Source organism: Bradyrhizobium sp. G127 (assembly GCF_021502575.1).
Lineage (GTDB): Bacteria > Pseudomonadota > Alphaproteobacteria > Rhizobiales > Xanthobacteraceae > Afipia.
In genome coordinates this window covers 52,291-64,947 of the sequence record NZ_JAKFGN010000003.1, presented here as the reverse complement: position 1 = coordinate 64,947, position 12,657 = coordinate 52,291, and the positions used below count along the sequence as shown (strand labels likewise).

Sequence of the window (12,657 nt, the reverse complement as noted above, 5' to 3'; positions counted from 1 at the left end):
GACGGGGAAAACGATCATGTACGAGACAACCTATCATCGCCCCGCAACCGTCGACGACGCCGTCGCACTGTTCAAGAAGGGCTCGGATTCGAAATATCTCGCCGGCGGCCATACGCTGCTGCCGGTGATGAAGCAGCGGCTGGCGGGACCATCTGATGTCATCGACCTCGCGCGGATTCCCGCACTGGTCGGCGTGTCGGCCACTGCCGATGCGCTCATCATCAAGGCGGCGACCACTTACTACGACATCATGACCAGCGCGGCCGCGCAGAAAGCGATTCCCGCCATCGTGCATCTGACAGCGGTGCTAGGAGATCCCGCAGTTCGTTACCGAGGCACCATCGGCGGCTCTATCGCCAACAATGATCCCGCTGCGGATTATCCCGCCGCGGTCGTCGCGCTCGATGCCACGGTGAAGACCAACAAGCGCAGCATCAAGGCTGACGACTTCTTCCAAGGCCTGTTTTCGACCACCCTGGAAGACGGCGAGATCATCACCGAGGTCTCGTTCCCGATTCCGGCGAAGGCCGCCTACGCGAAGATGCGGCACCCGGCGTCGCGCTTCGCCCTCACCGGCGTCTTCGTCGCCAGGACGAAGTCAGGCGAGGTTCGCGTCGCCGCCACTGGGGCCTCGCAGAACGGCGTGATGCGCGTTCCGGCTATCGAGGCGGCACTCAAGGCCAGCTGGTCGGCAGGCGCCATCAATGCAGTGAACATCTCCGCCGACGGGTTGATGGAGGACATCCATGGCTCGGCAGCGTATCGCGCCAACCTCATCAAGGTCATGGCGCAGCGCGCAGTCGCTGACGCTGGATAAAACCGGCCTGATCAACGTCAAAGGCCGCCCGTCGAGGGCGGCCTTTGCATTTTATATGTGTCGATTTACTCGACGATCTGAACCACGCGTCGGGTTCGCGGATCAACCAGCACCGTGCGATCGTTCACGACGGTGTAGCGATAGTCACGAACGCCATATTCTTCCGGAACGTCGTAATAAGTCACACCGTCCTCGGGGAGCACCACGCCAACGGCAAGATCGTTCTGATACCGATAGGACGGACGACGCTGCTCAACAACGTAGCTCCGGAAACGCGGACGCTGGTCGACGCCGAGAACGCCGGCGACGCCACCAACAACACCGCCAACGGTGCCTCCGACAATGGCTCCCACAGGACCAGCGGCGCGTTCGCCTTCACGCGCGCCACGTTCGATTCCACCCGGCACACCCTGCGCCGATGCCACTGCAGGAATGAGAGCCCCGGTCGAAATCATAGCAAAAGCGATCAAAGTCCGTTTCATATTCAAAACTCCCGATTGATGATTGTCGGGGAACACAAGTGGCCGGCGGGAGAATGGTTCCTCAAAACACCGCAAAGACGCTGAAAGTAGCCTTTTGTGAGGCACTTCAGACAGTATTCATTGGCGCTTTCGGCCAAAGTGGCCTAAAGCACCCGTAAATCACCGATCCCGTGAAGCTGCCAAAGCGTCCGCATATCAAGCGCGCTTATTCAATCCATTTGATTGCATTCTGGCGGTAGCGCCAACCAAGGTCTCGAAGTCCGTGAAAACCCTGTCTGCAAGCCCGCCGCTCGCCCGCGCTCTGGCCGAGCGCAATTACAATGACGCAACCCCGGTCCAGACGGCCGTTCTTGCGGCGGATGCCGTCGGCCGCGATCTGCTGGTGTCGGCGCAGACCGGCTCGGGCAAGACTGTCGCTTACGGGTTGGCGATCGCCCACGACCTGCTCGGCGATGCCGAACGTCTGCCCCGGGCAAGCGCGCCGCTGGCACTGATCGTCGCGCCGACGCGCGAACTCGCCCTGCAGGTTCATCGCGAACTCGAATGGCTTTACAAGCACGCAGGCGCGCGCGTTGTCTCGTGTGTCGGTGGCATGGATCCGCAGCGCGAGAAGCGCGAACTCGAGGCCGGCGCGCACATCGTTGTCGGCACACCGGGCCGCCTGTGCGATCATATCCGCCGCAAGCGGCTTGATGTTTCCGAATTGAAGGCCGTGGTGCTCGACGAAGCCGACGAAATGCTCGATCTCGGCTTTCGCGAAGACATGGAATTCATCCTGAAGACCACGCCCGATACGCGGCGCACGCTGCTGTTCTCGGCGACCCTTCCGCGAACTATCGTCAACATGGCGAAGCAGTATCAGGAAGATGCGTTTCGCGTCGAAGTGACCGCCGGCGAAGGCGGCCATGCCGACATCGAATACCGCGCGATCCGCATCGCGCCCGGCGACATCGAACATGCCGTTGTCAATGTGCTGCGGTTTTTCGAATCTCCAACCGCCATCGTGTTCTGCAATACGCGCAACGCAGTGAACCATTTGCAAGCGGCGCTGCTCGAACGCGGGTTCTCCGTGGTCGCACTGTCCGGCGAACTGACTCAGAACGAACGGACCAAGGCGCTGCAATCCCTGCGCGACGGTCGCGCCCGGGTTTGCGTCGCCACCGACGTTGCGGCGCGCGGCATCGACCTGCCGAATCTCGGTCTCGTTGTTCATGCTGACCTGCCGAATGATCCCGAAGTGCTGCAACATCGCTCCGGTCGTACTGGGCGGGCGGGCAAAAAGGGCGTCAGCGTCATGCTGGTGATTCCCGCACGCAAGAGGCGCGCGGAATTGCTGCTGAACCTCGCAGGTATTGAGGCGGTGTGGGGCACCTCGCCGACCGTGGAGGAAATTCGCGCGCTCGACCAGCAGCGCATGTTGCAGGACGCGCTGTTCGGTGAAGCGACCACTGAGGACGATCTGGTGCTGGCGCACGCCCTGCTGGCGGAGCGGTCGGCCGAAGACATCGCTGCAGCACTGGCGCGGCTCTATCGTTCGCGGCTTCCCGCGCCAGAAGATATTCTCGATCCCGGCCAGGGCGGACGATCGCGTGATGAGCGCGGGCCGCGGGAAAATCGCAATGCGCGACGCGACGGCCCGGATTCACGTGGCGATGAGCGTGCCCCAAGATCGAAACCCGCGCGCGGCGGGATGACAGAGGGCAGCGTATGGTTCCGCGCCGCCATCGGGCGCAACAAGAATGCAGAAGCGCGCTGGCTGCTGCCAATGATCTGCCGCCGCGGCGGCATCGGCAAAGGCGACATCGGCGCCATCCGGATCTTCGATGCCAGCACCGAGTTTGAGATTTCGGCGAATGCCGCCGACGAATTCGCGCAGAAGATCAAGCGGCCCGACAAGGAAGACAACATCCGCATCGAAGCGCTGCCGAACGGCCCGCAGGGTGATGCACAGTCTGCCAAGCGCGAGAAGCCTGACTATAAAGGCAAGAACAACGGCAAGCCCGCCTATCAGGGCAAACCATCTCATGACGACAGGCCTGCGCGCGACAGCAAACCTCGCTTCGAAGGCAAACCGCGGTACGAGGGTAAAGCAACTTACGAAGGCAAATCTTCTTACGAACGAAAGCCGCCTTACGAGGGCAAGTCTGGACTACATACAGAATCAAGGCGCGAGGACACATTCCGCACCGAAAGCGCGCCCGCGCGCAGCAAGAAGCCCAAACACGGCAAGGGACCGGATCAGCGGAGTTGGCCGGAGGTCGGCGAGCGGGGTAGTTTCAAGAAGCCCGAGTTTGCGAAGAAGCCGAAGAAGAAAAAGAGCCGAAACTGACGCAATGTCCGTTGGCTTATTTCTATCCGGTCATTGCCGCATAGAGATCGAATGCACTTTTTGCCTGCCGCAAGCGATCGAGAGTGCCGGGAGCTTTCAACGTTCGCGCAACCAGCGCCAGCGCGGTCAGTTGATCGGGCTCCGGCGGCGCCGGCAGCAACAGCAGAAAGACCAGATCGACCGGCTGGCCGTCGATCGCCTCGAAATCGACGGGTGGCTTCAGCCGCGCCAAGACGCCGTGCGGCCGCTTCACCATCGGCAGCCTCGTATGCGGGATGGCAACGCCGCCTCCCATACCGGTGGAGCCGAGAGCTTCGCGCTTGAGAAGTTCGGACGCGACGTAGTCCGCCTGCAACCCAAGACTTGCAGCCGCTTTCCGCGACATCTCCTGCAATATCTGCTGCTTCTGCGGCGCTCGCACATCGATGGCCACGTCGGCCGGTATGAGAAAGTCAGAAATTTTCATGGAGACTCCGGAACGCAGTGGCACGCGGATTTTGGATAAGAAACAACCGCTGTTCTAATCCGGCGCGCGCAGGCGATAGCCAATACCCGTTTCTGTGAGAACGTATTGCGGCCGTTCCGCATCGCCTTCGATCTTCTGCCTGAGTTGCCGGACGTAGACGCGCAGATATTGCGCGTCGGTCAGATCGTCCCACAATTCATGCAGCAGAAACTTGTGGGTCAGAACCTTGCCGGCATGCTGCACCAGCACGCGCAACAGATCGTATTCCTTGGGCGACAGCTTGATGTCCTTGTCACCGACCTTAACCAGCCGACGGACCAGATCGACTGACAGATCGCCGGTGCGAAACACCGGCCGCTCGCCGTGTACCTGCAACTGATGGCGCAACGCCGCCCTGATGCGCGCCAGCAGTTCGTCCATGCCGAACGGCTTGGTGACATAATCGTCGGCGCCGAGATCCAGCGCCTGCACCTTGCCCGCTTCATCGCCGCGGCTGGACAGTACGACGATCGGCACGCTGTCGTTGCGTGCGCGGATCATCCGCAGGAGATCGTGCCCCTGAATATCGGGAAGCCCGAGATCGAGAATCACGAGGTCGGGCTTGTCATCAAGGAGTGTCAGCGCGGCCTTGCCATTGGGCGCATCGAGTATTTCATAGCCCTGCGTGCTCAAACCCATCCGCAACAGCTTGCGGATCGGCGGCTCGTCATCAATGACTAGAATCTTGAGCGGGGTGGCGCTCATGCGGCGGTATCCAGCGTTTCAGTGTTCTTCGGAATCGGCAACCGGATCGTGAGGATCGCACCGGCCCGGTCTGCCCGGTTCGCGGCCGTGATCGTTCCGTGCATGGCTTCCACGAAGCCGCGCGAGATGGCAAGTCCGAGACCGGTGCCGGGCCGGACGTGATCGCCCTTCTGGACGCGATAGAATTTGTCGAAGACGTTGTCCAGTTCGTCGGCCGGGATGCCGTTACCCTCATCCAGAATCTGGAGACACACGGCATTGGTTTCCCTCCAGCTTTGAATCCGGATCAGGCTGCCGGCTGGCGCATACTTCGCCGCATTGTCGAGAAGGTTGAACAACACCTGCTCGAACAACACCGCGTCAAGCTCGAGCATCGGCATGCCGGCCTGCAATTCCAGTTCGACACGGTGCTGCATCAGGATCTTGCTTGCCCGCCGTAGCGCGCTGCCGACCACCTCGCTGAGATCGTGCGGCGCGGAATTCGGCACGATCGCGCCGGATTCTAGCTTGGTCATGTCGAGAAGATTGGCAATGAACCGGTTGAGTCGCTCGGACTCATCGATGATCGTCGTCAGCAGATCGCTCTTCTCCGCATCGGTCAGCCGGCCCGACAGATCGCGCAGGGTGCTGGCCGACCCCAGCACTGACGACAGCGGCGTCTTCAGATCGTGCGAGATCGATGTCAGCAGGGCGGAGCGCAACCGGTCGGTTTCCACCACCCGTTTGACGTGATCGATGTCTTCCACCAGACGAACACGCTCGATCGCCAGCGCGCCCTGATCCATCAGGGCATCGAGCAGCCGCGTCTGATCTGCTGTGAGAATGGGACCCGTTCGATCATCATCGATGCCCATGACACCGATCGGTCCGCGCCCGGTACGCATCGGAAGAAACAGCCGCTTCGCGCCGGGAAGAGTGTCCGAGCCGCGGCCGGCGGGCCGATCGTTACTCCAAGCCCAGTTGGCGGCCGCAAGGTCAGCGTGATCGAGTTCATCTTCCGGCGGATAGCCCGCCTTGACCGCAATCGCGCCGTGTTCAGGCAGCAGCAGCACAACCCGCACCTTCAGCATCAATGCGGTCTGATACGCCGTCGCCCACAGCACATCGTCGAGAGTCGCGGTTCCCGCGAGCTTGCGGCTGAATGAATAAAGATATTCCGTGGTCCGCGCGCGCTCCATCGCAGTCAGCGCCTGCCTGCGCACGCGCGCCGCAACGTTGGAAACGATCACGGCGATGAGCATAAAGAAGAAGAATGCCGCAACGTTAGTCGGCTCGGTGATCGTGAATGTGTAGGTCGGCGGCAGGAAGAAAAAATTATAGCAGAGCGACGCTGCGACGCTGGCCAGCAAGGAAGGCAGCAGGCCGAAGCGGGCTGCCACACCGACAACAGCGGTCATAAATACAAGATCTACATTCTCAACTCCGAACAGCGGACGAATCAGGAGACCGATGCCGAGCGCCACAGCCACAAGCACCAGCGCCATGATATAGGGGAGCGGATCGAACGCCACGGACGGTTCCGCGGTCCGCACGCCTTTGCCGGAAGCCGCCTCAGCAGCCAGCTTGTCGCCCGCGATGACGTGGACGCTGATATTGCCGGCGCGCCGCACCAAGTCATGCACCACCGAACCGCGTACCAGTTCGAACCACCAGGATCGGCTTGCCTTCCCGGTGACTATCTGGGTCACGTTGTTTCCACGCGCGAATGTCAATACGTCGTCAGCGATCCGCCGTTCGATGGCCGGAATCGTCAGCGCCTCGCCCCCGAGCGACTCGGCAAGCCGCAACGTGGCAGCAAGCCGGTCGCGCTCGGCATCAGTGAGTTGCAGACTGCGCGGCGTTTCAATGCAGATCGCTGTCCACGGCGCATGCAAACGATCCGCCAGACGTTTAGTGTAACGCACCAGACCCGCCGCGCGCGGATCTTCGCTGACGCAGACAAGAATACGCTCGCCCGCCGCCCACGGCCCCGTGATAGCATTGGCCTGCATGTGGTTGAGCAGTTGCTCGTCGACCCGCTCCGCGGTCCGGCGCAACGCAAGCTCTCGCAGCGCGGTGAGATTGCCCGGAGAGAAATAATGCTCCAGCGCACGCTCGGCCTGCCTCGGCACATAGACCTTGCCTTCCTTCAGGCGCTGTATCAGGTCGCCCGGCGTCAGATCCACCAGTTCGACGTCGTCCGCGCGATCGATCATCGAATCCGGAACGGTCTCGCGCACACGCACATGGGTAACCTGCGTGACGACATCGTTCAAACTCTCGATGTGCTGGATGTTGACGGCTGTATAAACGTCGATGCCGTTATCGAGCAGTTCCTGAACATCGAGATAACGTTTCGGATGACGGCTGCCGGGCGCGTTGGTGTGCGCGAGTTCATCGACGATGGCGAGGACTGGCCGCCGGGCCAGCAGCGCATCCAGGTCCATCTCCTCTATGATCTGGCCCTTGTAATCAAGCTGCTTGCGAGGAAGAACTTCAAGTCCCTGCAGCAGAGCCTGGGTTTCCAGCCGGCCATGGGTTTCGACCACGCCGACCACCACATCCACACCCGATTTCAGTTTAGCGTGGGCACTTTGCAGCATCTCATAAGTCTTGCCGACGCCCGGCGCGGCGCCAAGAAAGATCTTGAGATGGCCACCGCCGTTTTCCCGGCGGGCCGCCTCAAGCAGCGCCTCCGGTGATGGCCGCTGGTCACTGTCGCGAATGATTGCCATCCGACATTCAAGCCCTCACGCCGTTTAGGCGTCGATATTACTTTGTCGTGCGATCCAGCGCCAGATTGAGCGCCAGCACATTGACGCGCGGCTCGCCCAGCAGCCCTGCGAAGCGGCCCTCCACGTTATCGTTAACCAGTTTCCGGACGCTGTCTTCCGGCAGACTGCGCGCTTTCGCCACGCGCGGCACCTGGAACAGCGCGCCTTCCGGCGAAATGTGGGGATCGAGACCGCTGCCCGTGCTGGTCACCAGATCGGCTGGCACCGGCATCGAGGGATTCTCCGCTTTCAGTTTCGCCACATCTTCCGTCATGCGGTCGCTCAGTGCTTTGCTGGTCGGGCCAAGATTGGAGCCACTGGAGTTCGCGGCATTGTATGGCGCCGGCACCGTCTTTGTCGCGTCGTTCGGATCGGCCGCCGTGGTGACGGACGGACGTCCGTGGAAGTATTTATCGTCCTTGAACTCCTGGCCGATCAGGCTGGAGCCGACCACCGTGCCATCGCGCACGATCAGACTGCCTTGCGCCTGCGTTGGAAAGAGAGCACCGGCGACGCCGGTCATGGTCAGCGGGTAAGCGAGACCGGTGAGAAGCGTCAATCCGATAAGAATGACAAGCGCGGGGCGGATTTCTTTCAACATGACTAATCTCCTCAAGCGAGATGCAAGGCGGTAACAATCAGGTCGATCGCCTTGATGCCGATAAACGGGATGATAATGCCGCCGACGCCATAGATCAGCAGGTTGCGGCTCAGCAGCGCACCGGCGCCAATGGGGCGATAAGCGACTCCCTTCAGCGCCAACGGGATCAGCGCGATGATGATGATCGCGTTGAAGATGATTGCCGACAAGATCGCGCTCTGCGGGCTTGCAAGGTTCATGACGTTGAGCGCCTGCAACTGCGGATAGAACGCGAGGAAGATCGCCGGGATGATGGCGAAATACTTCGCCACGTCGTTCGCAATTGAGAACGTGGTCAGAGCGCCACGAGTCATCAGCAGTTGCTTGCCGATTTCGACCACTTCGATCAGCTTGGTCGGGTTGGAATCGAGATCGACCATGTTGCCGGCTTCGCGCGCCGCCTGTGTGCCGGTGTTCATCGCCACACCGACGTCAGCCTGTGCGAGCGCGGGCGCATCGTTAGTGCCGTCGCCGCACATGGCGACAAGCTTGCCCTTGGCCTGCTCGTCGCGAATGAGCTTCAGCTTGTCCTCCGGTGTCGCCTGAGCAAGGAAGTCATCGACCCCTGCTTCGGCCGCGATGGCCGCAGCAGTCATCGGATTGTCGCCGGTGATCATCACCGTGCGGATGCCCATGCGGCGCAGCTCGGCGAAGCGCTCACGGATACCGCCCTTGACGATGTCTTTCAGGTGAACCACGCCGAGCAGCTTGCCGTCGCGCGCGACAGCTAAAGGCGTTCCGCCCGATGTGGAGATGTCATCCGCGATCGCTCGAATCTCCCGCGCAGCCTCACTGTCGATGGATGGAATCACGCGGACCGCGCTTCCCGCCGTCACCAGCGAACGCGATTCCGGTCCCGTGACGTAGGTCAGCATGGCGTCGATCGCGCCCTTGCGGACCGACGATCCGGCTGCATCAACACCGCTCATGCGGGTCTGTGCAGTGAATGGGATGAAGGTCGCGCCAAGCTCGGCCATGTCGCGGCCGCGAATACCGTACCTCTCCTTGGCAAGCACCACGATGGAGCGGCCTTCCGGCGTTTCGTCGGCCAGGGAGGCCAACTGCGCCGCATCGGCGAGCTCTTGCTCCGTGACGCCGCTCACCGGACGAAACGCTGTGGCCTGACGATTGCCGAGTGTGATGGTGCCGGTCTTGTCGAGCAACAACGTATCGACGTCGCCCGCAGCCTCCACAGCGCGGCCCGACATGGCGAGCACGTTGAAGCGCACCAAGCGGTCCATGCCGGCGATGCCGATGGCCGACAGCAACGCCCCGATGGTGGTCGGAATCAGCGTCACGAACAGCGCGACCAGCACGATCACCGACACTGAACCACCGGCATAAGCCGCGTAGCTTGGGATCGTCACCGTCGCGAAGACAAAGATGATCGTCAGACCAGCGAGCAGGATATTGAGCGCGATTTCGTTCGGCGTCTTCTGCCGCTCAGCGCCCTCCACCAGCCTGATCATGCGATCGATGAAGGTCGCGCCTTGCGCCGCGGTGATACGTACGCGAATCCAGTCGGACAGCACCTGCGTGCCGCCGGTGACTGCCGAACGATCGCCGCCCGACTCGCGGATCACCGGCGCCGATTCACCGGTGATCGCCGCCTCATTGACGGAGGCAACGCCTTCGATGACCTCGCCGTCGGACGGGATATTGTCACCCGCCTCCACTAGGACGATGTCGCCGACTTTCAGGGCGGTGCCAGGCACCATGCGGTAAGTCCTGTCCGATCCGGAACCCGTCAGCAGCTTGGCCTGGCTCTCGGTGCGGGTCTTTTTAAGCGACTCGGCCTGGGCCTTGCCGCGGCCTTCGGCCACCGCTTCGGCGAAGTTTGCGAACAGCACGGTGAACCAGAGCCACAGGATAATCTGGAAAGTGAAGCCGATATCTTCGCCTCCCGTCACCAGCGTGCGCAGGAAGATGACCGTCGTCAGCGCGGCGACGACCTCCACCACGAACATGACCGGGTTCCTGATCATCGCCCTCGGATCGAGCTTGACGAAAGCGGAACCGATCGCGGGACCGACGATCTTGGGATCGAGCATGGCCGAGACCGGCACCCGCTTTTGCAGTTTCAACGTTTCCATGACAATCACTCCGAATGAGATCGATCAGAACAGGGTGTTCGCGTTCATCGCGAGATGCTCGACGATCGGCCCCAGCGCGAGCGCGGGAAAGAAGGTGAGACCGCCGACGATGAGAATCACGCCGACGACAAGGCCGACGAACAGGCCACCCGTGGTCGGCAGCGTGCCTGCGGACGGCGGGATCGATTTCTTGGCCGCGAGCGATCCCGCCAGCGCCATCGCAGGCACGATAATGAAGAAGCGGCCGACGAACATGGAGGTGGCGAGCGTGATGTTGTAGAACAGCGTGTTGCCGGTGAGACCGCCGAAGGCCGAGCCGTTGTTGCCGGTCGCCGACGTGAAGGCGTACAGCACCTCGGTGAAGCCATGCGGTCCGGCATTCGCCATCGACGCGACTGCCGAGGGCAGCACCACGGCCACCGCCGTCCAACCCAGATACATCAAGGGCAGGATCAGGATGGCGAGCATCGCCATCTTGACCTCGCGGGCCTCGATCTTCTTCCCGACATACTCCGGCGTGCGGCCGACCATCAGGCCCGCCACAAAGATCGCAAGCACGACGAACAGCAGCATGCCATAGAGGCCCGCGCCGACGCCGCCGACGATCAGTTCGCCGAGTTGCATGTTGATGAGCGGGATCATGCCGCCGAGTGCAGTGAACGAGTCATGCATGGCGTTGACAGCACCGCAGGATGCAGCAGTCGTGATCACGGCAAACAGCGCGGAGGCGACGACACCGAAGCGGACCTCCTTGCCTTCCATATTGCCGCCAATGAGGCCCAGCGCATGCATGGCCGCGGTGCCGTTGGCCTCGGCCCAATAGGTAACTGTGACGCCCGCGATGAACAAAATGCCCATGGCGGCGAGGATCGCCCAGCCCTGGCGCTGGTTGCCGACCATGCGGCCAAACACGTTGGTGAGCGCGGCGCCGATGGCGAAGATCGAAATCATCTGGACGAAATTCGACAGCGCGGTCGGATTCTCGAACGGATGGGCTGCGTTGGTGTTGAAGAAGCCGCCGCCGTTGGTGCCAAGCATCTTGATCGCGATTTGCGAAGCAACCGGACCCACCGCGATGGTCTGCTTGGCGCCTTCCAGCGTCGTCGCATCGACATAGGCACCGAGCGTCTGCGGAATTCCTTGCCAGACCAGGAACAGCGTGTAGACGACGCAGATCGGCAGCAGCACATAAAGCGTGGTGCGCGTGACGTCGACCCAGAAGTTGCCGATGGTCCGGACCGACGAACGCGCGAAACCACGGATCAGCGCCACCGCGAGCGCGATGCCCGTCGCAGCCGACAGGAAGTTCTGGTGCGTCAGCCCCAGCATCTGCGTCAGGTATGACAGCGTGCTCTCGCCGCCGTAGTTCTGCCAGTTGGTGTTGGTGATGAAACTGATCGCCGTATTAAACGACAGATCGGGCGCAACCGCCGATTGTTCCATTGGATTGAAGGGCAGACCGGCCTGAAGGCGCAGCAGCGCATAGAGAATGACAAAGCCACCGGCATGAAACAGCAGCATGGCAACCGTGTAGGTCAGCCAGTGCTGCTCACGCTTCTCGTCGACACCAGCGATTCGGTAAAGACCGGCCTCGACAGGGCGCAGCAGAAACGAGAGGAATGTGCGCTCACCGTTAAAGACACGCGTCATGTAGCCGCCGAGCGGCTTCACCAGCGCGACAACGACCGCGCAGAACAGCAGAATTTGAATCCAGCCAATGAATGTCATGGTCATGCGCCTTTAGATTGTGCGTAATGCCGTCCGAAAAGCCGGTTTTGGCGCCTTCGGACTCTGGGTCAGAACCGCTCGGGCCGCAGCAGAGCGTAGGTCAGGTAAAACAGCAGGCCTGCGGAAACGATGCCGGCGAGTGCGTAATCGAAGATCATGATCGTTTTCCTCAGAGCCAGTCACAGGCATAGGCGTAGGCCACAGACGACGCGAAAAAGCCCAGACCAAGGGCCAGCAAGACGAAATCCAACATTTGAATGCTCCTTGGCTGCGCGACGGCCATCACGGGCGGCCGGTGCTCTCTCGGACGTGTCTCAACGTATTTCCGAAGCGTGGGAGAACCCGCGCTTCTGTACAGGGATGGAATGACACCCGCGCCGTAGGTTTTCGAGATAGGAAGCAGAGCGACGTTATAGGAATTCTATAAAGATCCGCGATTTCGAGCGCCTTGATAGAAGCAGCAGACGCGCCTGCGGGGATTGATCTGGCGCAACATATACCTCCTGTCACGATGGCCGCCGGCACTTATGGAATCACTACATTTTCGGGATTTCTTCCGTCTGGCATTCAAATGCCATCTTGCTCACCTTGGGCCGGTCAACGCG

Annotated in this window: 10 protein-coding genes; 2 read left to right on the top strand and 8 right to left on the bottom strand. The window is 61.4% G+C overall.

What is annotated here, in order from left to right:
- Positions 1-16 precede the first annotated feature (16 nt).
- Positions 17-817: an FAD binding domain-containing protein gene (locus LVY71_RS19920; protein WP_235101640.1), complete on the top strand. Its 801-nt coding sequence runs from the start codon at positions 17-19 to the stop codon at positions 815-817.
- A gap of 65 nt (positions 818-882) precedes the next feature.
- Here the strand turns inward: LVY71_RS19920 and LVY71_RS19915 are convergent, their stop codons facing one another.
- Positions 883-1,299, bottom strand: a complete 417-nt coding sequence (locus tag LVY71_RS19915; protein WP_235101639.1) for a DUF1236 domain-containing protein — start codon at positions 1,297-1,299, stop codon at positions 883-885.
- A 262-nt stretch (positions 1,300-1,561) separates the two neighbouring features.
- Here LVY71_RS19915 and LVY71_RS19910 point away from each other — a divergent pair, with 262 nt between their 5' ends.
- A complete protein-coding gene (locus tag LVY71_RS19910; protein ID WP_235101638.1) occupies positions 1,562-3,628 on the top strand; it encodes a DEAD/DEAH box helicase in 2,067 nt (688 codons plus the stop codon).
- 22 nt (positions 3,629-3,650) lie between these two features.
- Here LVY71_RS19910 and LVY71_RS19905 read toward each other — a convergent pair whose 3' ends face one another.
- The 7 genes from LVY71_RS19905 to LVY71_RS19875 all read right to left on the bottom strand — a co-directional run bounded on the left by LVY71_RS19905 (position 3,651) and on the right by LVY71_RS19875 (position 12,210).
- Complete coding sequence (locus LVY71_RS19905) at positions 3,651-4,094, bottom strand: PTS sugar transporter subunit IIA (RefSeq protein ID WP_235101637.1); 444 nt, start codon at positions 4,092-4,094, stop codon at positions 3,651-3,653.
- A gap of 54 nt (positions 4,095-4,148) precedes the next feature.
- Positions 4,149-4,838 carry a response regulator transcription factor gene (locus LVY71_RS19900; protein ID WP_235101636.1) on the bottom strand — a complete coding sequence of 230 codons (690 nt, stop codon included), beginning with the start codon at positions 4,836-4,838 and terminating at the stop codon, positions 4,149-4,151.
- A complete protein-coding gene (locus tag LVY71_RS19895) occupies positions 4,835-7,552 on the bottom strand; it encodes a DUF4118 domain-containing protein (RefSeq protein ID WP_235101635.1) in 2,718 nt (905 codons plus the stop codon). The genes LVY71_RS19900 and LVY71_RS19895 overlap by 4 nt, the downstream gene beginning before the upstream one ends.
- A gap of 37 nt (positions 7,553-7,589) precedes the next feature.
- Positions 7,590-8,192, bottom strand: coding sequence for a K(+)-transporting ATPase subunit C (locus tag LVY71_RS19890; RefSeq protein ID WP_235101634.1), 603 nt, complete (start codon positions 8,190-8,192; stop codon positions 7,590-7,592).
- An 11-nt stretch (positions 8,193-8,203) separates the two neighbouring features.
- The gene (gene kdpB / locus LVY71_RS19885) at positions 8,204-10,324 is read right to left on the bottom strand and encodes a potassium-transporting ATPase subunit KdpB (RefSeq protein ID WP_235101633.1); all 2,121 of its coding nucleotides are present in this window, start codon (positions 10,322-10,324) and stop codon (positions 8,204-8,206) included.
- A 24-nt stretch (positions 10,325-10,348) separates the two neighbouring features.
- The gene (kdpA, locus tag LVY71_RS19880) at positions 10,349-12,052 is read right to left on the bottom strand and encodes a potassium-transporting ATPase subunit KdpA (protein ID WP_235101631.1); all 1,704 of its coding nucleotides are present in this window, start codon (positions 12,050-12,052) and stop codon (positions 10,349-10,351) included.
- Positions 12,053-12,120: 68 nt separating this feature from the next.
- Positions 12,121-12,210, bottom strand: a complete 90-nt coding sequence (locus LVY71_RS19875; RefSeq protein WP_235101630.1) for a K(+)-transporting ATPase subunit F — start codon at positions 12,208-12,210, stop codon at positions 12,121-12,123.
- Between the last annotated feature and the right edge of the window lie 447 nt (positions 12,211-12,657).

Coding starts and splice junctions, on each gene's coding strand:
- LVY71_RS19895 (WP_235101635.1), bottom strand. CDS start 7,552: ATGGCAATCATTCGCGACAGTGACCAGCGGCCATCACCGGAGGCGCTG.
- LVY71_RS19905 (WP_235101637.1), bottom strand. CDS start 4,094: ATGAAAATTTCTGACTTTCTCATACCGGCCGACGTGGCCATCGATGTG.
- kdpB (WP_235101633.1), bottom strand. CDS start 10,324: ATGGAAACGTTGAAACTGCAAAAGCGGGTGCCGGTCTCGGCCATGCTC.
- LVY71_RS19900 (WP_235101636.1), bottom strand. CDS start 4,838: ATGAGCGCCACCCCGCTCAAGATTCTAGTCATTGATGACGAGCCGCCG.
- LVY71_RS19875 (WP_235101630.1), bottom strand. CDS start 12,210: ATGATCTTCGATTACGCACTCGCCGGCATCGTTTCCGCAGGCCTGCTG.
- kdpA (WP_235101631.1), bottom strand. CDS start 12,052: ATGACATTCATTGGCTGGATTCAAATTCTGCTGTTCTGCGCGGTCGTT.
- LVY71_RS19920 (WP_235101640.1), top strand. CDS start 17: ATGTACGAGACAACCTATCATCGCCCCGCAACCGTCGACGACGCCGTC.
- LVY71_RS19915 (WP_235101639.1), bottom strand. CDS start 1,299: ATGAAACGGACTTTGATCGCTTTTGCTATGATTTCGACCGGGGCTCTC.
- LVY71_RS19890 (WP_235101634.1), bottom strand. CDS start 8,192: ATGTTGAAAGAAATCCGCCCCGCGCTTGTCATTCTTATCGGATTGACG.